This window comes from Bacillus sp. 3255 (assembly GCF_031456485.1).
Classification (GTDB): Bacteria; Bacillota; Bacilli; order Paenibacillales; family NBRC-103111; genus Paenibacillus_E.
Genome location: NZ_JAVDUS010000002.1, coordinates 190893 through 217528, shown reverse-complemented (window position 1 = coordinate 217528; position 26636 = coordinate 190893). Strand labels below are relative to the sequence as shown.

26 protein-coding genes and 2 pseudogenes are annotated in these 26636 nt (G+C 52.4%); 7 read left to right on the top strand and 21 right to left on the bottom strand.

Translation table 11 applies throughout. The annotated features are described in order from the left end of the window. Window positions 1-63 precede the first annotated feature (63 nt). Window positions 64-840: a metallophosphoesterase gene (locus tag J2X61_RS03535; protein ID WP_274465996.1), complete on the top strand. Its 777-nt coding sequence runs from the start codon at window positions 64-66 to the stop codon at window positions 838-840. An 88-nt stretch (window positions 841-928) separates the two neighbouring features. Here the strand turns inward: J2X61_RS03535 and J2X61_RS03530 are convergent, their stop codons facing one another. After that, window positions 929-2068 (bottom strand): THUMP domain-containing class I SAM-dependent RNA methyltransferase, encoded by a 1140-nt coding sequence (locus tag J2X61_RS03530; RefSeq protein WP_310185962.1) that lies wholly within the window; start codon window positions 2066-2068, stop codon window positions 929-931. 111 nt (window positions 2069-2179) lie between these two features. Here J2X61_RS03530 and J2X61_RS03525 point away from each other — a divergent pair. Further along, window positions 2180-2824 (top strand): annotated as a pseudogene (locus tag J2X61_RS03525) (O-methyltransferase); the annotation flags it as partial. A 46-nt stretch (window positions 2825-2870) separates the two neighbouring features. Here the strand turns inward: J2X61_RS03525 and J2X61_RS03520 are convergent. Next, window positions 2871-3080, bottom strand: a complete 210-nt coding sequence (locus J2X61_RS03520) for a hypothetical protein (protein ID WP_274465991.1) — start codon at window positions 3078-3080, stop codon at window positions 2871-2873. 69 nt (window positions 3081-3149) lie between these two features. Next, the gene (locus tag J2X61_RS03515) at window positions 3150-3926 is read right to left on the bottom strand and encodes a metallophosphoesterase family protein (RefSeq protein WP_310185960.1); all 777 of its coding nucleotides are present in this window, start codon (window positions 3924-3926) and stop codon (window positions 3150-3152) included. A 155-nt stretch (window positions 3927-4081) separates the two neighbouring features. On the opposite strand from J2X61_RS03515, the gene J2X61_RS03510 reads away from it, so the two are divergent. Both J2X61_RS03510 and J2X61_RS03505 read left to right on the top strand, forming a co-directional pair. Next, entirely contained in the window at window positions 4082-5359 is a 1278-nt protein-coding gene (locus J2X61_RS03510) for a CapA family protein (protein ID WP_310185959.1), read from the top strand. An 18-nt stretch (window positions 5360-5377) separates the two neighbouring features. Continuing rightward, window positions 5378-6004, top strand: coding sequence for a fumarylacetoacetate hydrolase family protein (locus J2X61_RS03505; RefSeq protein WP_310185956.1), 627 nt, complete (start codon window positions 5378-5380; stop codon window positions 6002-6004). Window positions 6005-6059: 55 nt separating this feature from the next. On the opposite strand, the gene J2X61_RS03500 is transcribed toward J2X61_RS03505, so the two are convergent. After that, complete coding sequence (locus tag J2X61_RS03500) at window positions 6060-7247, bottom strand: HD domain-containing phosphohydrolase (RefSeq protein ID WP_310185954.1); 1188 nt, start codon at window positions 7245-7247, stop codon at window positions 6060-6062. 165 nt (window positions 7248-7412) lie between these two features. On the opposite strand from J2X61_RS03500, the gene J2X61_RS03495 reads away from it, so the two are divergent. Further along, entirely contained in the window at window positions 7413-8228 is an 816-nt protein-coding gene (locus J2X61_RS03495) for a DUF92 domain-containing protein (RefSeq protein WP_310185951.1), read from the top strand. Here J2X61_RS03495 and J2X61_RS03490 read toward each other — a convergent pair. The 5 genes and pseudogenes from J2X61_RS03490 to J2X61_RS03470 form a co-directional block, all read right to left on the bottom strand. After that, window positions 8225-8536 (bottom strand): LapA family protein, encoded by a 312-nt coding sequence (locus J2X61_RS03490; RefSeq protein ID WP_310185949.1) that lies wholly within the window; start codon window positions 8534-8536, stop codon window positions 8225-8227. The genes J2X61_RS03495 and J2X61_RS03490 overlap by 4 nt on opposite strands. A 71-nt stretch (window positions 8537-8607) precedes the next feature. Continuing rightward, window positions 8608-10398: an oligoendopeptidase F gene (gene pepF, locus J2X61_RS03485; RefSeq protein ID WP_274465985.1), complete on the bottom strand. Its 1791-nt coding sequence runs from the start codon at window positions 10396-10398 to the stop codon at window positions 8608-8610. A 246-nt stretch (window positions 10399-10644) separates the two neighbouring features. Then, window positions 10645-10827 carry a hypothetical protein gene (locus tag J2X61_RS03480; RefSeq protein WP_274465984.1) on the bottom strand — a complete coding sequence of 61 codons (183 nt, stop codon included), beginning with the start codon at window positions 10825-10827 and terminating at the stop codon, window positions 10645-10647. Between the two features lie 282 nt (window positions 10828-11109). Further along, window positions 11110-11751: pseudogene (locus tag J2X61_RS03475) on the bottom strand (TerC family protein); the annotation flags it as partial. Between the two features lie 286 nt (window positions 11752-12037). Next, window positions 12038-12283: a hypothetical protein gene (locus J2X61_RS03470; protein ID WP_274465982.1), complete on the bottom strand. Its 246-nt coding sequence runs from the start codon at window positions 12281-12283 to the stop codon at window positions 12038-12040. 200 nt (window positions 12284-12483) lie between these two features. On the opposite strand from J2X61_RS03470, the gene J2X61_RS03465 reads away from it, so the two are divergent. Together J2X61_RS03465 and J2X61_RS03460 are read left to right on the top strand one after the other, a co-directional pair. Further along, a complete protein-coding gene (locus J2X61_RS03465) occupies window positions 12484-13200 on the top strand; it encodes a methyltransferase domain-containing protein (RefSeq protein ID WP_310185947.1) in 717 nt (238 codons plus the stop codon). A 127-nt stretch (window positions 13201-13327) separates the two neighbouring features. Next, the gene (locus J2X61_RS03460; RefSeq protein WP_028556542.1) at window positions 13328-13525 is read left to right on the top strand and encodes a cold shock domain-containing protein; all 198 of its coding nucleotides are present in this window, start codon (window positions 13328-13330) and stop codon (window positions 13523-13525) included. A gap of 133 nt (window positions 13526-13658) precedes the next feature. On the opposite strand, the gene J2X61_RS03455 is transcribed toward J2X61_RS03460, so the two are convergent. The 12 genes from J2X61_RS03455 to J2X61_RS03400 form a co-directional block, all read right to left on the bottom strand. Next, window positions 13659-14984, bottom strand: coding sequence for a GntP family permease (locus J2X61_RS03455; protein WP_274465980.1), 1326 nt, complete (start codon window positions 14982-14984; stop codon window positions 13659-13661). Between the two features lie 84 nt (window positions 14985-15068). Further along, window positions 15069-15740: a GntR family transcriptional regulator gene (locus tag J2X61_RS03450; protein ID WP_274467428.1), complete on the bottom strand. Its 672-nt coding sequence runs from the start codon at window positions 15738-15740 to the stop codon at window positions 15069-15071. A 54-nt stretch (window positions 15741-15794) separates the two neighbouring features. Further along, entirely contained in the window at window positions 15795-16811 is a 1017-nt protein-coding gene (locus J2X61_RS03445) for a sugar kinase (RefSeq protein ID WP_310185936.1), read from the bottom strand. Continuing rightward, window positions 16804-17559 (bottom strand): 2-dehydro-3-deoxy-phosphogluconate aldolase, encoded by a 756-nt coding sequence (gene dagF, locus J2X61_RS03440; RefSeq protein ID WP_274465977.1) that lies wholly within the window; start codon window positions 17557-17559, stop codon window positions 16804-16806. The genes J2X61_RS03445 and dagF overlap by 8 nt, the downstream gene beginning before the upstream one ends. Before the next feature lie 2 nt (window positions 17560-17561). Beyond that, window positions 17562-18665: a DgaE family pyridoxal phosphate-dependent ammonia lyase gene (locus J2X61_RS03435; protein ID WP_274465976.1), complete on the bottom strand. Its 1104-nt coding sequence runs from the start codon at window positions 18663-18665 to the stop codon at window positions 17562-17564. Continuing rightward, window positions 18643-19743 (bottom strand): amidohydrolase/deacetylase family metallohydrolase, encoded by a 1101-nt coding sequence (locus J2X61_RS03430; RefSeq protein WP_310185932.1) that lies wholly within the window; start codon window positions 19741-19743, stop codon window positions 18643-18645. Before J2X61_RS03430 ends, J2X61_RS03435 begins: the two co-directional genes overlap by 23 nt. 313 nt (window positions 19744-20056) lie before the next feature. After that, window positions 20057-20704: a nitroreductase family protein gene (locus tag J2X61_RS03425; RefSeq protein ID WP_274465973.1), complete on the bottom strand. Its 648-nt coding sequence runs from the start codon at window positions 20702-20704 to the stop codon at window positions 20057-20059. Between the two features lie 80 nt (window positions 20705-20784). Continuing rightward, complete coding sequence (locus tag J2X61_RS03420) at window positions 20785-21885, bottom strand: efflux RND transporter periplasmic adaptor subunit (protein WP_274465972.1); 1101 nt, start codon at window positions 21883-21885, stop codon at window positions 20785-20787. Window positions 21886-21898: 13 nt separating this feature from the next. Further along, window positions 21899-23248 (bottom strand): ABC transporter permease, encoded by a 1350-nt coding sequence (locus J2X61_RS03415; RefSeq protein WP_310185927.1) that lies wholly within the window; start codon window positions 23246-23248, stop codon window positions 21899-21901. Continuing rightward, entirely contained in the window at window positions 23245-23937 is a 693-nt protein-coding gene (locus tag J2X61_RS03410) for an ABC transporter ATP-binding protein (protein WP_274465970.1), read from the bottom strand. The genes J2X61_RS03415 and J2X61_RS03410 overlap by 4 nt, the downstream gene beginning before the upstream one ends. Window positions 23938-23962: 25 nt before the next feature. Further along, window positions 23963-25141 carry an MFS transporter gene (locus J2X61_RS03405; protein ID WP_274465968.1) on the bottom strand — a complete coding sequence of 393 codons (1179 nt, stop codon included), beginning with the start codon at window positions 25139-25141 and terminating at the stop codon, window positions 23963-23965. A gap of 22 nt (window positions 25142-25163) precedes the next feature. After that, window positions 25164-26498 (bottom strand): multi antimicrobial extrusion protein MatE, encoded by a 1335-nt coding sequence (locus tag J2X61_RS03400; RefSeq protein ID WP_274465967.1) that lies wholly within the window; start codon window positions 26496-26498, stop codon window positions 25164-25166. Window positions 26499-26636: the final 138 nt, after the last annotated feature.

Sequence of the window (26636 nt, the reverse complement as noted above, 5' to 3'; positions counted from 1 at the left end):
ACATGAATAGAATGGGGTTATTTGATTCGCGTTACGAGGACTTTTTTGAAAAGGAGGATGCGAGTGGAAGGAATTTTATTGAACTGCCTTTACGTACTCTTAGTCATATTTATTCTCTACATAAGCTTTATTTTACCAACACAATGGCTAAAAATTGAGCGCATCAAATATCCGCTTAATTTAAATTTGAGAATCTTGCAAATAAGTGATTTGCATGTTGAAAGATTAAGAATTAGTCCATCCCGAATAGCTGCGATTATTAATGATGAAAAACCCGACTATATATTTATTACTGGTGATTTTACAAAACACCGAAAAAGTCTTCCTAGACTGGAAGAGTACTTAAGAGCAATGACGATCTGTAACGTGCCCATATATTGTGTCCTTGGAAACCATGATTATCAACAGAAAAATGTGAAAGATATTGTGAAACTTCTAAAAAAATATGGGCTTCATTTGTTAAGAAACGAGTCGCTGCATTTGGAACAATTTGAGCTAATTGGAATTGATGATTTCGATTCAGGCAAGAGTAACATTGAAGCTGCGTTTCAAGCAGTAGATGATCGTAGAACTAAACTCATTATTACCCACGATCCTAACATTGTACTACATTTAAACAAAGATTTTGATTATTTGATGGCCGGGCATCTCCACGGTAAGCAATTCAATATTCCATTTTTCTTTCAGATCAAAAACGCAGGTAAGCTGCCTAGAATGGGGATATATAAGGGATCCCATAAGAACGAATTTGGGACTTACTATATTTCGAAAGGCATTGGGCAAACAGGAATCAATGCCAGATTATTTGTCAGAAGCGAAATAACAATGCATTATTTGTGAATACTTTCCATCACCCATTGCGGGACATGAAAACAGCGGCAGCTAAGACTTTTTAACAAGTCTCAGCTGCCGCTGTTTTCGTGATTTCCTACCGACGCGGAGGAAACGGCCCTAAATACTGATACAGGTTGCACTCAATCCGCCCGTTAAACAGCTTGCGCTTCTTATCGGCGCGGCGGTTCATATACTGCTCGAGCTGTGTGCTCGGGCTCAGAATAAACAAGCTCCACGACGGCATCGGCCGTGTCAGCGCGCCAAGCTCGCGCAGCGCGACCTCGACATCCTTGGCTTCGCCAAGCCGCTCCCCGTACGGCGGATTGGTGATCAAACAGCCATAGTCGCCGCGCGGGCGGGCCTTGGCCACCGGTTCCACGCGCAGCTGGAACTGCTTGGTCAGCCCCGCCGACTTCGCGGCAGCCTCGGCCACCTCAATGGCCGAGGGATCGATGTCGCTGCCCACGATGTGCAGCGGCACGTTGTCGCGGACGGAGTCGAACGCCTCGTCGCGCGCCTGATCCCACAGCTTGCGCGGCACGCTGCCCCACGCCTCGCTAGGGAAGCTGCGCCGCAAGCCCGGCGCAATGTTCCAGCCGATCATCGCCGCCTCGATCGGAATCGTACCCGACCCGCAGAACGGGTCGTACAGCGGCCGGTCCACCGACCAGCGGCTGAGCAGGATCATGGCTGCGGCCATGGTCTCCTTCAGCGGCGCTTCGTTGACGAGCTTACGGTAGCCGCGCTTATGCAGGCTCGGGCCGGTGGTATCGATAGTAAGCGTAGCGATATCGTTCAGAAGCGCGACTTCAATCACGTAGCGGGCGCCGTTCTCGGGAAACCATTCGGTGCCGTAGCGCAGCTTCAGCTTCTCCACCACGGCTTTCTTCACGATGCCTTGGCAGGCGGGAACGCTGGATAGCTGTGATTTATGGGAGCGGCCCTGGACAGGGAATTCGGCGTCGTTCGGAATCCAATCCGGCCATGCGAGTGCCTTCGTGCCTTCGAATAGCTCGTCGAAGGTGACGGCTTTGAATTGGCCCATGAGCACGAGAATCCGGTCCGCTGTCCGCAGCCACAGATTGGCCCGGCAGATCGCGAGCTCGTCTCCCATGAAGCGTACGCGGCCATTCTCGACGGTAACGTCGGTATAGCCGAGATCGCGGACCTCGCGGGCAACGACGGCCTCAAGTCCCATCGGGCATGTTGCAAGTAGTTCGATATGTTGTGACATGTTCAGTTTCCTTCCATCCGGGTTGTGCTTCGTTCATAAAACTCATACAATTAACAAGTATAGGACAAATAGGAATCACTTACAAACGAAAGGCGCAAATCGCGCAGGAGGAAGCGCATGGACACTTTAACACCTGAAAGCTATATGGAAAGTTTATATGAGCATGATCCCGTGCTGGAGCGGGTCCAAGAAGTGATACGAGCTAACAATATGCCCGAAATCTCGATTGCCCCGGGCTATGGCCGGCTGCTTACCATGCTGGTCAAGATGATTGGCGCGGGCCAAGTGCTCGAGATCGGTGCCCTGGGCGGTTATAGCGGCATCTGTTTGGCAAGGGGGCTGAAAGAGGGAGGAAGGCTCGTCTCGCTGGAATTGAAGCAGGAGTTCGCGGATGTCGCCAAGAGCAATGTCGCAGAGGCAGGCCTTGGTGAGCTCGTCGAGTACCGGATCGGCGAAGCGCTCCACCATTTGAAGGAACTGCTTGCGCAGGGCGAACGGTTTGATTTCTTCTTCATCGATGCGGACAAAGTGAATTACCCGAATTATTTGGAGCTGGCGATACAACTGGCCAATCCTGGAGCCATGATCGCAGGAGATAATACGCTGATGAGGGGCAAGGTCGTGGATGCCGCCCAGACCAAAGCTTCCGTTCAAGCGATGCGCAGCTTCAACAAGCTTATCGCCACCGATCCGCGGCTCGAGAGCACGATTCTGCCGGCCTACGACGGCTTGGCGCTAGCACGAGTAAAGGGATGAAAAAAAGCTGTCTGAATGTCTTGGGCATTCAGGCAGCTTTTTTACGTTAGCTGTGCACTTGATAAGATATGGGTTCGCTAAGCTGCGAAGGTGCCGCCTGTTCGAAGTCGTTTAGTGGAAGCGGGGGCTTGGGGGAGGCAATCGGGTAGTCATGGCGCTGCTGCTTGAAAGGTACAGCCGACATCACGTGCCAATAGATGAGCAGGAGCTCCGCACATAAGACGATAACTGCAATTTTACGCCAGTTCAACTTCATGGATGGCATCCTCACTTTCAATGATACACCTATATTATCATAGAATGGAAAGCATTTCCATGATGATTTTTACGATTTATGAACCAAGCCCGTCGTAATTTCAAGCTCATAACGCTCGGCTTCCGGCATATCGACGGTATATGCCTGTTTCACGGCTCGTTCGATATCGTAAGGTACGCGCACGTATTGAATGGAGAAACCGGCTGACTCCGTCCGGTCCGCATAACCTTCCAGAATGCAGTAGCAGGCCTGTGGAATGCCATCATAAGGGATTCCTACGCTTCCGACGTTAAATAGCATGAGACCGTTGTCCGTCCGCTGCGCAGTCTGCTTCTCCGAAGGGTTCTTCATCGTGATGAGATAAGGGATGTGAATATCCCCGTAACCGACGATATCGGGCCGCTTGCCGCCGGCCGGCGTTCCGGTCATTTCGGTATTATGAAACATGGCCAGCCGTTCCTTCTTGTCAGCTTTACGCTTCACGCGATGGTACACGCTTCGGGAGGAGGCGTGGAACAGCCGGAACAGCTTACCGCTCAAGTAGAAATCGGTGGAGAAAGCCAGCTCCTTCAAATAAGCTAGGCGCTCGGCTCCCAATTGCTGCTGCTGCCAGATGCCCGCGGGGAGCTCCTGCGGCAAATTGATCCCCAGGTCCCAATTCCCCTGGATGACGACCTGGCATGTCTGGCGGATGACGTCCACGACGGCAGCCGAATCAGGCCCTTTGCCAACCAGATCGCCCAAGCAATAGATGCGCTCGATGCCACGCTGTTTGATATCGTCAAGCACGGCTTCCAGTGCCGGTAAATTCCCGTGTATATCGGAAATGATTGCGATTTTATCCATCTTCGTGTATCCCTTTCTTGTGCCGCATGCGGCGTACCGCCTTGTTTCTTCAGTTATACCATACAGATGCCCGGATGAAAATGAGAGCCTTTGACTATTACCTTCTGATAGATTGATCTGCTATAATTTGTAGGGGGAAAGGGGAAGGTTTTGAAATGGAATCCAGACAGGAGCGTCACCGCAGGGTGAAGAAAGAGCACTCTTCGCAGAAGAATCCGCAGAAGAAGACTCCGCTGAAAGTGCTTGGAGGCTTCACGCTGGCTGCTATCGTGTGCTTTGCTATCGGAGTGGGCATCTCCCATATGGCGATGAACAGCCAGTCGGCTGAAGAGCAGGATCCGTCCAGCGCGTCGTCTGTGGCAGCCGAAACGTCTCAACCGACATCGGCAGCTAGCGCTAAGCCAAGTGTACAGCCGAGTGTCAAGCCCAGCCCGACTTCTACGGCTATTGCCGCAATTCCGTCGACCGAACCGGACAAGCCGGGGAGCAGCAGCGGGCAAGTGAAGATGACTTTTGTAGGAGATGTGCTCATGGCCTCGAAAGTGGAAGATATTTTGAAGGTCAAAGGGTATGATTATCCTTATATGAATGTGAAAGACTATTTGAGCAAGCCGGATGTGACGATTGCCAATTTGGAGACACCTGTAACGACGCGAGGTACGGTTCAAACGAAGGATTATGTGTACCGTTCGTCACCGCTGGCCCTGCCGGCACTGAAAGCTTCAGGCGTCGATCTGGTCAATTTGGCGAATAACCATGTGATGGATTATGGACCGGAAGGTCTGCTGGATACAATGGACGCACTCGATGAGACGGGGATTCAACGCATGGGTGCGGGCCAAGATTCGGAAGAAGCGTACAAGCCTGTGATCGTGGAGAAAAACGGGCTCCGAATCGCTTTCTTCGGCTTCAGCCGTGTCGTGCCCGAGGCCTCCTGGAAGGCCGGACCCGGACATGTCGGCGTAGCGGAAACCTACAGCTACAAGCTGCCGGTCGAAGCGATCCAGAAGGCCAAGGCGCAAGCCGATCTCGTCGTCGTCGTCGCGCACTGGGGCGTTGAGAGAGCCGATCGTCCGGACAAGAATCAAACGGATTTGGCCCACCGGTATATCGATGCGGGAGCCGATCTGGTCGTTGGCGGTCATCCGCACGTTCTGCAAGGCATCGAACAATACAAAGGCAAATGGATCGCGTACAGCCTCGGCAACTTCATATTTACAACGAATCATAATCCCAAAACTTGGGAAACGGTTATAATGGAAGCATCATGCTCCAAGGATCAATCATGCGATATTCATCTGGTACCGGTCTTGACCAAATTTGCGCTGCCGACACCGATGAATGAGGAAGACGGCACGAAGCTGTTCCAGAGACTCAGTCAGATTTCTATCGGATCGAAGATTGACGCACAAGGCAATGTCAGTAAGAAATAAAGGCGAGGAGTTATCCGTATGACACAAGAGATTCGCAATATTTACTGCGTTGGACGCAATTACCAGGCGCATGCCGCAGAACTCGGGAACGATGTCCCCGATCAGCCGATGATTTTCACGAAGCCTACGCACGCGCTCGTCGCTATGGATGGCGGCGAACTGACGCTGCCTGGCGACCAGGGCGAGATTCACTATGAAGCGGAGCTTGTCCTTCACATTGCGAAGCCGTACCGCGAAGGGATTCAGGTCGACGAGCTTGTCGACAAGTATGCGCTGGGCATCGATTTCACGCTGCGGGACGTGCAGTCCGTCATTAAGAAGAAAGGCCAGCCGTGGCTGCCTGCCAAAGGCTTCCTGAGGTCGGCGCCGATTACTTCGTTCCGTCCGTTTCCAGGGGCTGCCAAGCTGGCGGAGAACAACTTCAAGCTGCTTCAGAACGGGCAAGAGGTTCAGAATGGCCGAATCAGCAACATGATCTTCGATCTGCAGACGATCGTTGACTACATAGCGAAGCACTACGGTCTGGGAGCCGGCGATATCATTTACACAGGTACGCCGGAAGGCGTCGGGCCCGTAGCGAACGGGGATCTTTTGGAACTGGTCTGGGGCGAAGAAGTATTCGGATCGGTTACCGTTCACGTCTAAAATGAAAAGGGCATTCTCAGAAGTCGCGATGACTTGGGAGACATGCCCTTTCTATTTATACATCGGCCGGATCCTCTTGAGCCGTATCGGCGTACTGCTCGCGCACGCGAAGGAGATCTGGAAGCTGCTGGAAGAAGGTATCCACGACCGCGGGATCGAAATGTTCGCCTCGCTCCTCACGGAACAGCTGCAAGATGCGTTCGAGCTCCCAGGCTTTCTTGTAGACGCGCTCGCTTCCAAGTGCATCGAATACGTCGGCTATCGCTGTGATACGGCCGAAGATATGGATGTCTTCGCCTTGGATCCCGCGCGGATACCCGCGGCCGTTCCATTTCTCGTGATGCTCGTAAGCGACGATAGCGGCGGTTTTCAGGATGTGGCGATTGGAGTTTTTGAGCAAATTATATCCGATAAGCGTGTGATTCTGCATTAACCGGAACTCTTCGTCGGTTAATTTGCCGGGCTTGTTCAGCACGCTGTCGGGAATGGCGACCTTGCCGATATCATGCATGGGCGACGCCATCTTGAGCAGTTCGGCTTCTTCCTGGCTCATGCCGAGGCCGAGAGCGAGCAGATAGGAATATTCCGCGACTCGCTTCACGTGATTGCCGGTTTCTTTGGACCTGCTTTCGCCGATTTCGCCCATTCTGAAAATGATTTCTTTCTGCGTTTCTTCGATTTCGTTCGTGAGCAGCGCGGATTCCAGCGACTTGCCGGCGTAAGAGGAGGCGAGGGTTAAATACTCCATATCTTTATCCGAGAACTGCTCGCATGCCGTCAGCTTGTTAATCGCTTGATAGGCCCCCATAATTTCGCCTTGGGAGTTGCGGAAAGGAATGACCATCAGCGCCTTCGTCCGGTAGCCCGTCTGCTGGTCGGTGCGCAGAGCGCCGTTCTGCAAATACTCTTTATATTCTTCGTTCGTATAAGCATCGTCAATAAATACAGCTTTGTCGTGGGTAACCGCATAACCGACAAGACCGGCGCTGCTTGGAATACGGATTTCGTCCAAACCGTGGGCCACCTTGGACCAGAGTTCGTTACGGCTAGTATCCAGCAGCCATACGGTACAACGATCGGAGACAATCATTTCACGACCCATATCAGCCATCAGCATGAGGACTTTTTCCAATACGCGTTCATTGGCAATTTTGGCTGCGTAATCGAAAATGACGCGCAGCATTTCTTGCGGATCCAAGTCTTTTTTCATCTGGGACTTGTTGTGGATGTGATCGTGCTTCATGTCAGCCTCCTATCTAATCGCATTCTATTTTATCATATATTTCTAGTTAATAGATAAAGTTCCTGCTAAGATTGCGCGAAGATTGCTTGATTTTGTCGAAAATGGCGCAAGATGATGCGCCTGTTCGCACTGTGCTACAATAAAGTGGGAAATGAGGTGTTGCGAATGGAATGGATCATGGGGCTCGGCGGAAGCCTGATAATTGCAGGAGCGGCTTATCTACGCAGGTCGTTATCCGGATCGGGACTGCTATCGGCCATAGTGCTTGGCACTTTGATGTTTGTATGGGGCAGCTTGGCTTGGTTCGGGATGCTAATCGCCTTCTTCATCACTTCAAGCGTATTATCGAAGCTGAAGCATGAGCGCAAGGCTGCCGCGGAGAGCGGGTATGCCAAAGGCGACCAGCGCGATGCCGGACAGGTTGCGGCCAATGGCGGGCTGGGTCTGGCGCTGTGCGCCTGCAACGCGATATGGCCGGATCCGGTCTGGTGGATGCTGTTCGTCGGGGTGATGGCAACGGTGACGGCGGATACTTGGGCCACGGAAATCGGTGGGATGAGCAAGTCTGCACCAAGGTCGATCGTGAACGGAAAGCGTGTTCCGCCAGGGACTTCAGGCGGTGTCAGCCTGCTTGGGCTGCTGGCTTCGCTGGCTGGAGGCGCATGTATCGGCGGAATCGGCGGATGGTTGAGTACGCTGAGCGGCTTGGGCTACGAAACGGCAGCTTGGCCGGTGCTGGCTGCGCTCGGAGCGATATCCGGCTTGGCGGGCTCGCTGACGGATTCCTGGCTGGGCGCGACGCTCCAAGTTATGTATCGCTGCCAAGTTTGCGGCAAAGAGATAGAGAAAAAGACTCACTGCGAGCAGAGAGCCTTGCAAATACGCGGTATAAGCTTCATGACCAACGATGGGGTCAATGCCTTGTCTTCGCTGGCCGGAGGCATCGTGTGCCTCCTCTTATGGCTTCTGGGACAAGCCTAGTGGATGGTCGGCGGGGCTTCGCCCGCCGTGTCCCGTGCCGGCTGCGGCGCAACGGGAGGGAGCAGGGCATCATGCAGCTGTTTCTCCAAATGCTTCACCCTGCGGTGGAGCTTATACTGGCGGACCATGCCGAACAGAGCGACAATAACGCCGCCAAGCAGCGTGGAAGAGATAATAACGAGAATAAGCGGGATGGATGTCTGCGCGAAGATGAAATTCACTTGGACCGGTTCGACATTAACGACCGCGAACACGGCTGTAAGCAGGGCGAATAATAAAGCGCAGATCAGAATCCATTGCATTTTCATCCGGCATGCCTCCTTTCATTTCAATGGAGAAAGAGGTTGAAGGCCTTCGCCTTCAACCTCCATGCTCGCTCTTACTTCGTTAGTTCTTCCATCTGATCCAGCAAGGAACTGAAGACGCTCATCGCTTGCTTGATCGGCTCCGGTGTCGACATGTCGACGCCGGCTTTCTTCAGAATGTTCAGCGAGTAATCGCTGCCGCCGCTTTTGAGGAAGCCGAGATAACGGTCGACGGCAGGCTGGCCTTCATCCAAAATTTGTTTGGCAAAAGAGGTTGCGGCAGAGAAGCCTGTCGCATATTTGTATACATAGAAGCTGTTATAGAAGTGAGGAATACGAGCCCACTCCATCTCGATATCCTGGTCTACGACCATATCGTTGCCATGGTACAGCTTATTCAAGCCATAGTAGATCTCGCTGAATTCCTGCGGTGTCAAGGACTCGCCTTGCTCGGATTTCTCATGCGTAATCATTTCGAATTCCGCAAACATCGTTTGACGGAATACCGTGGTCCGGAACTGATCGGCATAGTAGGTCAGCAGATACAGCTTCTCCTTCGGATCGGTTACGCGTTTCAGCAAGTAATCCATGAGCAGCGCTTCGTTCAACGTAGAGGCGACTTCCGCCAGGAAAATCGTATACTGCGCATAGCGGTACTCTTGATTCTCATCGGACAAATACGAATGGATGGCATGGCCCATCTCATGCGTCAGCGTGAACATACTGTTCAAGTTGTCTTTATGATTCAGCAGCACGTAAGGATGCGTGCCGTAAGCTCCCCAGCTGTACGCCCCGTTGCGCTTATTCTTGTTCTCATATACGTCGATCCAGTGGTTATCGAAGCCGTCTTGTAAAATTTTCAAATAGTTGTCACCAAGCGGAGCCAAGCTTTTCTTGATTTCTTCTTTGGCTTGCGCATAGGTGATATCCATTTTGAATTCTTCAACAAGCGGTGCGAACAGGTCGTACATATGTAATTCATCGACTTTCAGCAGCTTTTTGCGCAGCTTGAGGTAACGCTGTAGTTGCGGCAGAGAGTCGTGAATCGTAGAAATCAAGTTCGTGTAAACTTCCTTCTTGATGTTGTCACCGAATAGCGTCGATTCCAAGACAGAAGGATAATTGCGCGCTTTGGCATAGAAAATGTTCTTATTGATATTCGCGCTTAGTGTAGCGCCGATCGTATTTCGATGACTGCGATAAGTTTCGTACACCGCATGGAATGCATTTTTGCGCACTTCAGGATCGCGGCTTTCCAAGAACTGAATGTAGCTTCCGTGCGTCAGCTCGACTTCTTCGCCTTTTTCATTTTTGATTTTGGGAAATTTCAAATCGGCGTTGTTCAGCATGCCGAAGATGGTGCTCGGCGCTCCCGCCATATTACCGGCCTGGGCCAGCAGCGCTTCCTGCTCTTTGCTCAGCGTATGCGGCTTCTGCCGGATCATTTCCTCGAGCGTGTCCTTGTAGAACGATAAAGAAGGATCGTTCACCAGCTGCTGCAGCTTTTCTTCGGATAAACTCAAAATCTCCGGAGAGATGAAGGAAAGCGCTTCGCCGACTTCAACGCTGATTTTTTTCGCTTTATCGGATAAGGCCTGGTAAGTGGGCTCGGCTGTATCTTCATGGTGCTTCATGTTGGCATACACATACAATCTTTCTGTCTTGAGAGAGACTTCGTCTTCCAACTGGAAACATTGTTTCACCGTAGCGGCATCGCTAAGTTTTCCTTGGAAGGCGCTAATTTTGCCAAGCGAGCTCTTAACTTCCTGAAATTCCTTCTCCCATGCTTTCCCGTCGGCGTATAGATCTTCCAGTTTCCAACGGTGTTCGGCCGGTACTTGCTTGCGTTCCAATAGTTGAGCCATCGGAGCCCTCCTGTCCTTGTTCTGAATTTGGGGTAGCCTGTTTTCCTTGGCATGCAGATCGGCTGCTGGAACAGAGCTTAGCAGAAGCCCCATTGCGGCCGTCACATAGATCCAGCGCATTGCGGTCACGCTCCCGGCATGTACCCATGTCAGGGTTCGGAACGAATCCCATATCATGGTTTTCACCTAGTATGACCGTTAACCCATTCATTTATGATTATAAGAAAAAGCTGGAGGGAAGTAAATTTACATTCCCGCTCCGAAGAAGGACACCACGATGAGCACGAAGGACAGTGAGACCATGACGATCGCCAGCAAGGCGAGGTACCGTTTCATTGGTGCAGGGAGACTGTCTTTTTTTATGATCAGAATGATGGCCAGACAGAAGGATACGAGTATGAATGTGAGTATAGAACCGGATTGGGTCATGGTGAATCATCCTTATCCCTATAGAGTATGACGCTTGCTAACGAATGCATGATAGTAAGTTTCGCTGCACAGCGGCAAACTCCTTTTTTACCCGGCATGCTGCATCGTTTCATTGGTCTCTTCGTCGTCCTCGGATTTAACTAGAATCAGCTTGCCTCGGGAATCCATCTTAACCGTAAACCGGTCTTCGGGTTCGATTTGCGCTTCTTCGCTTAATTCTTTGGGCAGCGTCAATTGACCGCGGTCTCCGACTTCCACCAGGTACCCGACCATTTTGGTCCATTTGCCGGCGGCAAGCACGATGACGATCAACAAACCGATCAATAACCATTTGCCAAGCGGATTGGACTCAAAATACGGGGCAAGGAATTTCTCGCCGGTAATCATTTTGCCTGCTGTAAGCGCCAGTACGCCTGCGCCGATATAAACGATCCACGGGAACCTCTCTATCCAGCTGATGAACAGCGTGCTGCCCCACACGACAATCGGTACGCTGACCAGAAGACCGATGATGACGAGCAGGAAGTCGCCGTGCGCAGCGCCAGCCACTGCAATGACATTGTCCAGTCCCATTACCGCGTCCGCGATAATAATGGTCCGAATCGCCGCCCACATGCCGTTCTTGGCTTCGATCTGCTCATGATTTTTCTTCTCGCTGAGCAGCTTATAGGAGATCCAGAGGAGCAGGATGCCTCCCGCAAGCAGCAGACCGGGAATTTTCAATAGATAAACAACGAGCATCGTGGCCAGTGCACGGATGACGATGGCGCCGACGGTTCCCCAAAGAATGACCTTCTTCTGCGTTTCCTTCTTCAAATTGCGCGCCGCCATGCCGATCACAATCGCGTTGTCTCCGGCAAGTACCAAGTCAATCAAAATAATAGTGAGCAGCGAAACGAAAAAACCAGCAGATAACCATTCCATAACCAACACTCCTTTAGCAATTTTTTTTGAAAAAAAATAGAGCCCAACACCGATGACCGGTGAAGGCTCTAATTCATCAAAAAAGACCTTCACCAAATAAACTTTGGCAAAGGTCTTGCTAACAACGTTGGACGTTGCCAATAAAGCCGGGACCTGATGAGGATCCGAATTGACGACTTTATTGTAACAGCTACTCCCCTTTGGAGTGGTGCTATAAGATTGATTTTATTATAGACACAGGACAAGCAGGAAGTCAAGGTATGAAAGTGGAGAGCTTGTCTGCTGTCTAAACAGCGTTGAAAGCATCCATAATGGCCTGCCGTTCTTCCTCGGTTCCTTCGAACTTGTCTTTCGCGAACCGCTCATTCGCCCAGTGCATCATGGCCGGTCTGCCGATGAATGTGTGGCATTCTTCTCCCCATTGCTCGGAAATTTCCGTCAGGACGATTTTGGAGCCTTGCACTTCCACATTGAGCATGTTCCATTTATCTTTTTTGTAGATCGTATGTTTCTTGAAGGGCTGTTTGGACATGGGAATTCCTCGTTTCTGCAGTAAGCTATAGATATAAGACATCGTATCATAAAAACAGGGGATTTCCAAACAAGCTGACATGAAAAACGGTGTTGCGCAAGGGAATAAGACGTGTTAGAATTCTCCTAATCCTTTCCAGAGGGAAAGGGCGAACAGATGAGTTGAGCGTATGTAATGAGCCGAGAAGAGGAGAGTTGAGCATGGAGACTAAGCGTATTTATGAGCAGGTTGGGGTCGCAATGACCTCGAGATCGTATGCCGAGTATGAGAATATGTTTATGCTGCACACGGATGAACTGAGAGGCAAGCGTGTGCTGGATGTTGCGGGGGGCGCTTCTTCGTTCACGATGGAAGCTAGAAGCCGCGGCGTACTGGCGGAAGCGGCCGATCCGCTGTATGCTTTGACGGCTGAAGCGATTGGTGAGCACGGCAGGCAGGAGATCGGGATTGTCGCTGCCAAGATGGAGAAGCTGGTGGACGTGTACGACTGGACGTTCTATGGTTCCTTGGCGAATCACACGGCGGGCCGATTGAAAGCGTTGGACCGGTTCTTGGAGGATTTCTCCAGTCCCGAAGGTGCTTCGAGATACCATGCCGCAGGACTGCCGGCGTTGCCCCTGGAGAGCGACAGCTTTGACTTCGTTTGCTGCAGCCATTTCCTTTTTCTATATGAAGAACAGTTTGATTATACGTTTCATCTGGACGCCGTACGGGAGCTGCTTCGCGTCTGTAAGCCGGGCGGTCAAGTCCGGATCTATCCGCTGCTCAGCTTCCGGACGGAAGAGTACGGCAGGCTCTCCGAACTGATGAATGAGCTGGCAACCGAGGGGCATTTGGTGGATAAAAGGGAGGCAAAGCTGCCTTTTTTGCCGAATTCTCATCAATATTTAAGCATAATGAAACACGGTCCTGCATAGTGGAAAACGTTGGTACATCAACAAATTTTAGCTTGCCCACTGCGTTTTATGCGTTGATTTATCCCAAATCTGATGGTATAATTTCCTTATTCGTCATAGATGGCGATATTTTTAGGAGGTTGTTCACTTGAAAGGTACAGTTAAATGGTTCAACGCAGAAAAAGGCTACGGTTTCATTTCCGTTGATGGAGGCGACGATGTATTCGTTCACTTCTCCGCAATTCAGGGCGAAGGATTCAAAACATTAGAAGAAGGCCAATCCGTTGAGTTCGATATCACTCAAGGCAACCGTGGTCCTCAAGCAGCTAACGTCACAAAATTATAAGAAACTGGGTCTTCCCACTTATAAATAGAGTGTCATAGCACAAACAACGAAGGCAGCTCCTACTGGGAGCTGCTTTTTTGCAGTGGTAAGAAGCCTGTACTTGTCTTCTGCGGAAGAGGTACAGGCTTCTTCTTTATACGAACATATCGACGATCAGCACGGTGCCGAAGGCGATGAAGGACAGCAAGGTTTCGAGCACCGTCCAGGTTTTGAACGTTTCCTTAACCGTTAGGCCCAGGTACTCCTTGACCATCCAGAACCCGGCATCGTTCACGTGGGACAGCATCAGCGATCCTGCACCCGTCGCGATGACGAGCAATTCCAGATTGACGCCGGACATATGTTCAACGATCGGCGAGACGATACCGGCAGCCGTCGTGAGGGCGACTGTGGCGGAACCCGTCGCGACGCGAATCAGTCCCGCGACCATGAAGGCCAGAACAATCGGCGAGAGGGAAATATTCTCGGACATCTGGGCGATGGACGTTCCGACGCCGCTGGCGATAAGAATTTGTTTGAAGCCGCCGCCGGCACCGATAATCAGAATGATCGAACCGACGGGCAGCAAGCATTCGTGCGAAAGCTTATTGATATAATTTTTGTTCATGCCTTGGCGGATGCCCAGGAAGTAGAAGGCGGCGAAGCAGGAAATCAGCAGCGCAATGACGGAATTTCCGATGAAGACGAGAAACTTCTGGATGCCGGCCGGAACCGGCAAGTACGGCGCTATGACGGACAAGACCATTAACAGAACGGGCAGCAGGATGATGAAAAAGGAAATGCCGGCGCCCGGCAGCTTCGCGGGCTCTTCGCTTGCATCGAGCAGCTCGGGCTCGTTCTCGGGAACGACGCGCTTGCTGACCCATCGGGCGAACAAGGGACCTGCTATAACGGCGGCAGGGATCGCGATAATAAGCGAGTAGATCAGCACTTTGCCGATGTCCGCTTTGAAAATCCCGATGGCCGTCATCGCACCGGGATGCGGCGGTACCAGACCGTGCACGATGGATAATCCGGCGATGACCGGCAGACCGATGAGCAAAATATTTTGCTTTGTCGATTTATGAATCGAGATAACGAGAGGCAGCAGCATGACGATCCCGACGTCGAAGAACACGGGAATGCCGATAATGAAGCCGGAGAGCAGCATGGCCCAGGGCAGCCGCTTTTCGCCGAAGACGCGAATGAAGAAGTTGGCGACTTGTGTGCCGGCTCCGGAATCGGACATCATTTTACCCAAAATGGTACCTAGGGCCAAGATACCCACCAAGTGCCCGAGTACGGCGCCAACGCCGGTTTCGTAGGCGCTTACGATTTTGTCCATCGATAGTCCGGCCATCAGCGCCAAGAACAAGCTGGCGACCGTTAAGGAGATGAAAGCATGCCATTTCCACCAAGCAACGCCGAGAATGACAATAACGATAGCCAGCAATGTGACCGTCAGCAAATACAAATTCATGGTAGAATCCCTCTTCTCATAATTGTGTAGTAAGCGTTATCAATGTCTGGACGAGAAAAGGAACCGAGTATACACTCATTATTCCTAGGTGTCGTAGTTAACTACATAATTGTGCATGTCCGTGCTGTAGTGCCCTGTGCTGAATTCGATCAAATTCCCCAATTCGTCATAGGAGTACCGCAATCTTTTCAACAAAGGCGTTCCTGCGCTTACGCGCAAAACGTCCTCTACGTGCGGAGGCGCAATAGCCGCTGCGAACTCATCGCGATATTTCTCCAAGGTAATCCCTTGCTCCTCCAATAGCTCGTACAAGGATTGGTCGTTCAAATCGCCGGGCTCAAGCTTGGCCATTCGTAAGGATAAGTAATTGGCGAAGTGAATGTAAGGCTTCTCATTCAGAAGATACAGGCGCTCGATATAGAAGCACTGCTCGCCCATTAGCCGGTAAGGCAATGTACCTTCTTCATTGCGGATCACTTCGGCACGCAGCAGTTGCTTACGGATTTGGTGGCCTTCTTCCACGAGAAGCTCCGTGAACCGTTTCCATTTGGACAGCTTGGACAGCGATGCGTTGCGGATCACTTTCGTCCCTTTGCCGCTGCCTTTCTCCAAGTAGCCTTCCTGCGCCAGTTCTTTGATGGCATTGCGCACGGTGATCTTACTGACGTTGAATTCCTGCTCCAGCTGCGGCTCGGAAGGAATGTTGGTGCCCAAAGGATACACACCGTGCAGGATGCGATCCTTTAGGATATTCATGATTTGTATATATAAGGGTCTTTTGTTGCGGGATAAATTCACCGGAACTCTTCACTACCTTTCTACATCGCCCACAGCCTCCGTCATCGCGCGCATGATTTCGCTCTCCGACGACATGGGCGTATCGCCAACGATCGTATGTGCCAGCATGCCTGCGGCAGCTGCAAATCCGACGGTTTGTTCAGGGGGGAAGCCTTGGATTTCCCCATGTACGATACCGCTTGTGTAGGCATCTCCTGCACCAATTCTATCATAGATGGAAAAGGTGAGCAGGTTGGAAAAGAAGAAGGTTTGATCTTTGTACATATAACCGCGCAAAGAATGCGTGTTGTCGCTGTTGATGTGCCGGTGCGTGCCCGCTATGACGGAAATCCGGTATTTCTGCGCGACGGCCGGGATCAGTTCGAGCAGCTGCTCCTGCCGGTCCGTCTGTTGCGTAGGCATGCCGAGAATGTACATGGCGTCTTTCTCATTCATCATCACAATATCGGCGAGGTGCAGCATGTCCTCATAATGAGGCTTGGCTTTGGCGTAACCGCCTTCTCCCCAATGGGCAGGCCGGTAGTTGCAGTCGAATACGACGGTGCCGCCGCGGGCTTTGACTTCCTTGGCCAGCTCTTTCATATGCTGACGCACCTGGTCGTTCATCGCGAGCGTGATGCCGCAGAAATGAACGATATCGATATGGTTAGCTATTTCGGCGAAATTATAAGCGTCAAGGGGAGCGGTATTGAAGCTGCTTTCTTGACGATTGGAATACGTGACCCGGCTCGCTCGCGCACCGAATCCGTTTTCTAGGAAATACATGCCGACGTAGCTGCCGCCGCGGCCTACAAAGTCCGTGCGGATGCCTAACTTGCGCAGATAAGCTTCCGCCGCATCGCCCACGGGATTGGCAGGCAGGCTGGAGATCAGGTACCCGGCATGGCCTAATCGGGAGAGGGCGGAGCTGACGTTCACGCCCGTTCCGGAAAACGAGTAGTTCAAAGAGCTGGCTTGGGACAAGAGTTCATACCCTGGCACCTGCAGGCGCATCATGACCTCTCCGAAAGCAGCAATTCGTTTAGCCATGCAGATCAACCAGCTTCTTCATGATGCTGAGCAGCTCGCGGACATCCGAAGTTCTTGTATGCCCGGACGCTTTGTCAATGATGGAAGAGTAGACGTGCGGGATGACTTGCGGAACTTTGGCTTCCAAGGCGATACGCACAATCGCTTCGAAGTTCTCCATGTCGATACCGCCGGTCGGTTCCAGGGCGAACCCTTCTTCACCGCAAGCCTGTGCAACGGCACGCAGCTCGTCTTCCCGGCTAAGGCCGTTCATCGGGAAATATTTCAGTGCATTGCCGCCCATGTCGCGCACCAGCGCGATGGCTGTCTTGACAGGGACGATGGCCTGCTCAGGCTGGGCTGCGCTTACGGGACCTGTCGAGATATTCACGTATCCGACGCGTCCTGTCGGCGATACCAACGAGTTGATCCAGCTGTCTTGTCCGCCGAGGTTCGCACGTGTGGCGCCAACTGCAGGGAACACTTGATTGATATGTGTCCCCGGATAATGCTTGGCAATTTCCGCGACAACGGCAGCTTGGCGGTTATCGCCTGCGCCCAGACCGATCGATACGGCTTCGTCGATCGCTTGGCCGTATTCCTTCATCGCCGCTACCGCCGTTTCGACGGTCGGATAATCTTTGGAAAGCACGCCGACAAGCACATAGCCTTCCGCAGCCTCGAATACTTCTTTGGCATTCTCCACGCTGCCTGCCAGCACATTGAGTGCGGCGCGGCCTTTATAGAGACGTTTGGTCATAGTAGACATGTTTAGTTACCCCCTGCAAGTTTCCGTATTTGTGCGGCAATGACCTCAATATCGTCGCCTTGAAGCGGACGCGGATCGATATCGAAATAACCTTGTCTTACGCCGTAGTCGCGTGTATAGATGGCAATCTCGCCTTCACGCAGCCCGTCGTTCACTTCTTTGGCTGTAGTTCCTGCTCGAGCGGCATCGATATGAATGCGTCCGCGATAAATCGTGCGGCCGGCTTCATCCTGTACAATCGTTACGTTGACGCCGTTCAGCTCGTTAAGCGGCATGAGGGCTTGCAGGGAAGCTTTCTCCTGCTCGCTTCTGTCTTCTTTGACGCCGTATTCATCCAGTGCTTGCAGCAAGCCGAAAGTCGTTTCCTTGCCGACCTTCATGCTGCGACCGATGCCGTGGAGCTGAACTTTCAGCCACTCGATATAGGTGCGCTTGCCGCCGACGATGCCTGACGTAGGACCTTCAATGGCTTTGGACCCGCTATAAATGGCAAGATCCGAGTATTTCACATATTTCTGGAGGTCTTCTTCCGCCGCCGCATCGACGATGAGAGGCACTTGGTTGCGCTGTGCAATGTCCCAGGCTTCCTCGACGGAAATCATGTTCTTCTGAACAGCATGGTGGGATTTCACATATAAAATCGCCGCCGTATGCTCGTTAATCGCATCTTCGATGTGTTCGGCCTTACCTTCGTTGGCGTAGCCGACTTCAATCAGCTTGCCGCCGCCGAGGTACACCATCGTCTCTACAGGTGCGCCGTACTGAACGTTATGACCCTTAAGGATAATAATTTCACGCTTGGCAATAGGCTCCTGGTGCAGCTTCTCGCTTAGACGGCGATTGCCGCGGGTAACGACTGCAGCCACGGACAAGGCGATGCCGCTGGAAGCGGAATTGACGACGACAGCAGCCTCGGAGCCGAGGATGCCTGCTATATAATCGCCTGCTTTATCTACGAGATCGGCGATCTCCACATAATTCTGGCCGCCGTGTTTCATAGCTTCCATCACGGTGTCCGTCGGTGCGGAAACGCCGAGAATGCTCATGCGCCCGCTTGCGTTGATGACGCGCTTGAGACCGTATTTAGCATGTAATGAGTGTGCCATTTGCAACGACTCCTTTGGGTTGGATTAGTTGTTCTCCGGTCCGCGTATCGCCTTCGGAATCCTTCAGCAATACCGGCTCATCTTTCACTGCGAAAAGTGTTAGATTGGCCGTATCGCCGACCTGGATGCGCCCAAGCTCCGGTTTGCCCAGCCATGCGGCGGCACGCTTCGTGACGGCGTCGATGACCTCTTGGAGCGGGTAGCCGAGATACAGGAATTTCGCCAGCACGTTGGACATACTATACACGGGGCCGTTCAACCGGTTACCGCGGTAAATGTCCGTCGAGATCGTGTCGAAATGGATCCCATGCCGCTTCGCGGCTTCCGCCACTCGGAACGAAAAGCTGGCCGTACCGTGCCCGACATCCAGATGAACGCCTCTGGCGATCGCTTTGGTCAGCACGTCCAGCGGCTTGCCGCTCTGGTCAAACAAATTGTTGGCTTTCCCATTCAAATAATGGGTAATGATATCTTTCTCCTCCAGCAAGGAAACGACTTCCTCGATGCTTGGGGGACCTGATCCGATATGAACCATTAGCGGCAATGAGGTTAGCCCCGACAGCTCTCGAGCAGCTCGTAACGGTTCTATGCCGGAGTCGCGAACGACGCTTTGGCTAATGCGCGCCTTCAAACCGACGATCATGTCCGGATACGTCTTAACGGCACGGGCCGCCTCAGCGCTATCGATCCAGGACATATCGGAGAGTTCGTCGATGCGCTGCAGGCCGATGCGGGAAATGTTCAAGAAGGCGAGCACATTCGTTGCGGCGCTCCGCCGGCTGGCGGCCAAATCGGCTATGCGGTCCGCTCCGCAGCTGCCTGCGTCAACAATCGTCGTCACTCCCTGCTTGATTCCGATCTCATCGATTTCATCGCCATACGGGTCGAAAGCGGGGAAGGCATGTACATGCATGTCAATCCAGCCGCTGGAGACGTAGGCGCCGGCATAATCCCGAATGGGCTTTCCTTGTCCTTGCCCGGGAGGAGCCAATTCGGCAATCTTGCCGTTTTCGATAACAATATCAACCGATTCTCCATTTACATGCTTAACATTGTGTAGGACGTAACGCTCTTGCATGCCTGTCACCTTCTCTGTAAGCCGTTTTAGTTACGCTTTCACTAAGATTTCCTGAATGGCCCTCCAACTATGTAGGAGAGGGATAAAACGTTTCGTAAAATGTATAACGTTATAATGTTAAGATAGCACAAAGTAAGTTCCAAGTAAATATAACGTTATAATGTTTACGAAGAAAACTGCTGGAAACCAAACCGGACCTCGCAGGCGGTCACAGAAGAGCGGTCAGCCTATTGCCAAATAAAAAAACGCCGCATATGCGGCGAATTCATCATAGAAAAGGAGCTGACCGTGAACCACGGCAGCTCCTTCATTATTAATCGATGATTTGCAAAATATCATCAATTTCTTTGCGGGCCAATTTGCCCGGACGTTCCTTCGGATGGCCGAGGGAGATGACCATATTGATCTGGTATTCGCCCGGAATGTTGAGATACTCGCGAATCTGGTCTTGGGCGAGCAGGACCGGTCCTGTCATCGGACAGGTGGCAAGACCTCTGGCATGTGCGGCCAGCATGAGGTTCTGAGAGGCCAAGCAAGAGCTCTTGATGCCTTCTTCCGCCCAGACGGCATCCTCGACAAGCTCAATCGGATCGAAGATCCGTTCGCGGAATTTCGATTCATATGGCGTTGCCAAGCAGATGATCAGTACGGGAGCGTCGGAGAAGGCTGTCGCATACGGGCCGAATGATTTCACCAGCAGGCGCGCCTCACGGGAAAGGCCTTTCTGCTCGGCGGCTTCCGCACGCAGGTGCAGCTGCTCCCACGTCAATTTCTCGATATGTTTAATCTTCTCTGTATTTCTGATGGCAATAAATTTCCACGTCTGGGAATTCGTATCGCTTGGCGCATAACGGGCGCAGTCGATAATTTCACGAATATCTTCGGTAGCGACTTCCTGCTCAGTAAAATTCCGAACGCTGCGGCGCTCGAGTACGACGGACTTGAAATCCTCATAATTCATATAAAACAATTACCTGCCTTTGCTGCTTCATAGTCGTCAAACTTGATACTTGGTACTAAGACTATATTATAAAGCAGTTGCTACTGCAGCACAACCGTATCTCCGTCCTGTAGACCCTTAAGCACTTCGGTTTTCTCCGGTGTTTCCATCCCGATCTCGATTTCGCGGCGCTCCACGCCTTGTGCCGTTTGCAGCATGACATAATAAACATCCTTCTCATGCATGACGGCCAGCGTCGGAACGACGACGGCTCCGGCTTTCTTCTCCGTCTCGATCGTACCCGACAGACTGAGCCCGGCGATAAGCTGCTCGTCCGGCTCCAGTGAAATCGTCACTTCGAATTGAGCTGCCGCGGTGCCTTGCTCCGTACCCGCTTTGGCGAATTTGGACACCTTTTCAACTTTGCCTTGCAGTTTTTTCTGCTTCAGGGCGTCTACCTTGACTTGAACGGGCATGCCCGGCTTAATCCGGAAGACGTCGAATTCACCGACCGTACAGACCAACTGCAGCTTCGTCAAATCGACGATTTTGCCGATTCGCTCGCTTTCCTCAACCGATTTCGGAATTTTGGCGGAATCCTCGAACAAGAAGATGCCGTCCTCCGGCGCCAGGAAAGCCGCCTGCTCCACCTTCTCCTGCTTCTTCGCCAACTGCAGTTGAATCGATTCATCATTCACTTCACTCAACTGTTCTTGAATTTTGCGTTCTTCGGCTGCCGCGAAGCGAGTGCGGGCGTCGTCCTCGCCGACAGCGCCTGCCGGCAGGGCAGTATCCCCGGCGGGGCCGGCAGCCTTGAATTTGGCGAGGTCCGCTTCCAGCTTTTGCTTGCGGAGCGTCGTCTGCAGCGAGGCGATCTCGCTTCTAAGCGGGGTGGCGTCAAGCTCGAACAGCAGCTGTCCTTTTTTGACCTGCGCGCCGTCGGCCATTTGCCACGATTTAATTTCGCCGCCGAAGGGAGCGTAGACTCGCGTTTCTTTCTCGTAAGAGGACTTGCCTTTGACCTCGACGTTGTTCGTCAAGTCCTCTTTGGTCACCTTGAATTGCAGAGCGTTCATGGCAGCCGCCGCATCGGCGTCCGCCCGGTTCGGCGCCTTGGGGTGACTGGCTATGTATAAAAAAGTGCTGATTCCGCAGACGGCGATGCCGGTTGCCAGCAGAATCCAGAATTTCTTTTTCCTCATGCTAAGCAAGCTCCTATTCTCGTTTAATGGCCGTCAATGCATCGGTACGGGATGCTTTAATGGCGGGGTACAGTCCGGACAGCACGCCGGTCATCACAGCGAAGAACATGCCGACAGGGAGAATCCACAGCGACAGGAAGAGAATCTCGACCGTCTCTCCGGGTCCTGAATCGAACGTAATAATGAGCAAGTTGATGGCCCAGATGACCCAATACGACAAAATGATGCCGACAAGACCGCCTAACAGGCCGAGAAGCGACGATTCCACAATAAACATATTGCGGATTTGCTTCAGGTTCGCCCCCAGCACTTTCATGATCCCGATCTGTCTGCGGCGTTGATGGGTGGACATCGTCATGGCGACGACAATCGAGATGGAGGCGACGAATAGGACGAAGAGACCGACACCTGTAAGCAGCAAACGGACGATGACGAATTCGCCTTTCATCCGGTCTTCTTGATAGAGATTGGTTTGCGTCTGCAGCTGCAGTTTCTTAATCCACTCATCGACCTGCTTCACGTTTGCGCTGCTGTCGACTTTGACCTTTACTTCGGAATATTGAACCCGGCCGTCGGTCGATGCCTTATTGAGCGCCTCCAGGATGTTCCGCCCGGTTTGCGGCGAGACATAGGCCGTTTTGTTGCCTTGGAGCATAGCGTCCGGCAGCCCTTCCGGTTTCTTCAGAATGCCCGTAACGCGGAGAGAGATTTCTTGGGCCTGCACGGCATTCGTCTGATTCGTTCCCCCAGGCTGTCCCTGGAAGTCGTTCGGCTTCAAGAGCAGATGCTTCTGATAAAGCGGGTAAGGGATGGCGCCCATTTGGCGGTACGTTTCCGCCTGCTCCTTGGTCGGATTTTGCTGCATAAGCTTATTGCGAACTTCCATCGTTTTGGCGTCAAGCACACCGAGGGTAGTGCCGTAATTCAGCACGATGCTGCTCTCCTGCGCATTGGCTCCGCCTTGCTGGTACTTGGAGTCGAAGGCCTCCAGCTCGCTCAGCTCCGTTGCAACGAGACGCAGATAACTTTGTTTGCCGTCGTCGACGGTGAAGCTGAATTGTCCCAGCTCTTGAAAACTGGCGACGGATTTCACATGGGGGAACGTGCGAATGAGATCGAGCTTATTTGCCGTCAGTTTCGCCGGGCTGTTGGGGTCGCCGCTCTGGTCCATGATCGTGATCTCATCGGTTTTGAGATAGAAGCTCATCTGCTTCTGGCTGTAATGCTGGATGGATTCGCCGAAGCCGAGCGCCACCATAATGGAGGCGGAACCGATGGCAATCCCGACCGTGCAGAGCGCGGTTACGACCTTGCGGCGCCGCAGCTGGTCCCAGCCCAGCCGAACGTAATCCTTCAGCTTCATCCGGCTTCACCCGCCAGCAGGTTCTCTTCCAGCAAGCGGCCGTCGCGAAGCTGCAGCACACGCTGCGTTCGGCGGGCGACTTCGAGCTCGTGGGTGACGATCACGAAGGTGATGCCGGAGTTCTGATTCAAATCGATGAGCAAGTCGATAATTTCCGCTTCCGTTCTCGTATCGAGATTGCCCGTAGGTTCATCGGCAAAGACGATGGCCGGCTTCGTGATGAGGGAACGGGCGATCGAGACGCGCTGCTGCTGCCCTCCGGATAGCTGCGACGGAAATAGATCCGCCTTATCGCCGATGCCGACCTGCTGCAGGAGAGCCATCGCGCGATCTCGGCGCTCAGCGCCGGAGACGCTCTGGAAGACAAGTGGCAGCTCAACGTTCTCGCGAACGGTCAAATGTGGTATTAATTCATAAGATTGGAAGATGAATCCGATGTGAGACCGGCGAAATTCCGCCAAGCGGTTTTCGCTCATCTGTTCTATGGCATGTCCGGCGATAAGGATACTTCCTTGCGTAGGCTTCATTAAGCCGGCCATCAAGTTAAGCAGCGTCGACTTTCCGGAGCCGGAGCTGCCGAGCAGGGCGACCATCTCGCCTTGCTCGACCCGGAAGCTGAGCTCATGCAGAACGGGGGTATCTTCTTGCCCTGTGCGGAAACTGTGAGATAACCGTTCAATGGCTAACACGTTATCAATCCTTTCTTTCTAGAACCTATTTGCGGCCGAGGAGACGCCCCTCCTGCCCTAACAGATGCGAGCCGAAGAAGCCGGCGGTCGCAACGAGGGATAAACATGCCGCTATGAAATAGACGGTGCTTCCTCCCGCCGCATCGTAGATCCAGCCGCCAGCCGTTCCGCTGATCAATCCCGCGATGCTCGACCAGGCTACGGCGAAGATGGCTTGACCGGAGGAGCGGTATTCATCCGGAATAATTTGACTTAAGTAGCGGTTCGCAGTAATCAGGAATACCCCGAAGGTTAAGCTGTGCAGCAGCTGAATTCCGATGATCCAGGCAGGGTTATGGATGGAACCCATCATGAAGAAGCGCAAAGCATAGATCATTCCGGCAAAGCCGAGAAGCGGAAGCTCCTTGAACCGGTGACCGTGCTTGCTAAGAAGGAAGAACACCGGGATTTCGCTTAGCGCAGAAGCCATCCAGGCATAGCCGATCAACGAGTCCGATGCGCCAAGCTCACGCATATAAAGCGCCAGGAAGCCGTCGTTGAAACGGTGGGAAACGGACATGACGATAACCAGCAGCAGGAACCAGACGAATTTCTTATTCTTCAGCATGCTCAGCATGCCGCCGAAAGCCATCTTCTTGCCGCCTTGACGGGCATCCGTCAAGAAGAAGACGATGACCAGCGAGCAGGATATGGTTAGCAAGCATAGGATTGGCGTAAGCCCGGTGCCATAATGCTTAAGCAGCATGCCGAAGCCTCCGGCGGAGACGGCGAAGCCGATGGACCCCCATACGCGGAAGGATGCGTAGCTTTTGCCGCTGGCCCGGAGGCTCAGCATAAGCTGGCTGTCGTTCAATGAATTGACAGGCTGCTGGAAGAAGAAAAACATCGCCAAGCAAACATACAGCAAGGAAAACCAGCCGGCCGTAAACACCAGAATGGCCGTGACCAATTGTCCGGCGATCAATATGATCATAATCTTCTTCACCGTTTGGAAGCGGTCGCTCAGAAAGCCCCACAGCAAATTCGTGGCGATCCCGATTAACGGGCCAATGGCATACAGCAAGCCGATTTGCAGCTTCGAATATCCTTTGTAATCGAAATACAGGGGGAAGAAGGTAACGACGATCCCCATCGTCATGAAAAAAGAAAATGTGAACAGACGAAGCAGCTGATGTTGTGACTGTATAGATTTAGACGTACGCATAAAGGGTAATCACTCGTTTTCGTTACAAATTTTTTGAAGGCAGGCTCGGTTGTTTGATTTCAGACGTTCGTCTGAGGACATAAACGACGACCAGCAGCTCTGCCAGGAGGCCGACGGATTGGGCCAGAGCACCGATCATCCCGTTCCAGCCGGGCACGGTCAGAATGGCGATGAACAACGTAATCACCGTCGTGGCAGCATTCGCAGATTGTGAGATAACCATGATTTTGGTTTGTCCCCGAAGCATGATGATGCCGTTCATATAATCCAGCCAAGGGAAGACAAGCGTCATGATCATGAAGATTCGCATCGCATGCAGGCTTGCGTGCATCAGTTCGGCGTTGACCCCCATCACATGGTACATGAACCAGGGTCCAAGCGGCGTATAAGCAAGAATAGCGATAAGAGTGCCGGGAATGAAGCTAAGCAGCAAGACGAAACGGACAACGGTCCGCGCATCCTTCCTGTAGAAGTTAAGGACGATTTGGTGGATATAGGAGAAAAAGCTGATGACCAGCTGGGTTAAGGAACCGGCAATGGCAAAAGACGATATCGCCAGATGGACTTGCATCGTTTTCCCCAAAACTGCATTGATCGCAGGACCGATGATGACGGCAATGACGGAAGAATACAGGAGGGGTCTGTAGAAAGTGAAAATTTGCCGCTTCGTTTCGATTTCGTGATTGGGCGCCTTCTCGGGGATGACCTTCTTCAGGAGACTGGAGCCTTCCCAGATGGCTACGGCCGCTTCAATGACCATGCCCAGCAGGAAAATAATGGCCCCAACACGGCCGCTCGTTACGTTGTCGGTTGTAATGAAGTAAAGCGATAACAGGTACATGGCGGCGATTCGCACACCCATGCCGATCGTTAGCCATTTGGTCCGCATGTTGAAGATGATGATACCGTGGAACAAGCACCTGAGCCCGGAAAAGATGCTTACATACATCAGGATGCGGTACACGCTGAGCGTGCTGTCCAGCAGCTCCGGTTCGACGCCAAAGAAATAAAGAAATACCCACTCTCCGAGCGGCGTATAGCATATAATGAGACCAATAAGAATGATGCATGCGAATACATAGGAGCTCACGGCCGCCATGGCGCGAAAAGAGATCCGGTCTCTGACGAGAGCCGAACAAGCCTGCCTCAGCAGGACGACCGGCTTTTCGGTTAAGCCTAACAAACTGAGCGGGAGCGCGTAGCTGGCAATGACGACTTCGGGATTGTCCGCCCGGGCCAAAGTGCTGTTGATGATTACGTGCGAGAGGGTTACGAGCGTTGCAGAAAGTCCGAGGGGGAGAAAAAAGGAGATAAGCTGTTTCCATGAGATTGTGCTTTTCATTGATGAGGCTGCCATCTGTATCTCTCCTAACTATATGTCCCTGCTAAAAAACGTTATTTAAGTATACCAGAAAATGAAATCTAGATGACATACAATTTTAACTGGAAACCCAAGGTTTGAAGTGATACATTTAAAGGTAGAATGTTTCTTGAA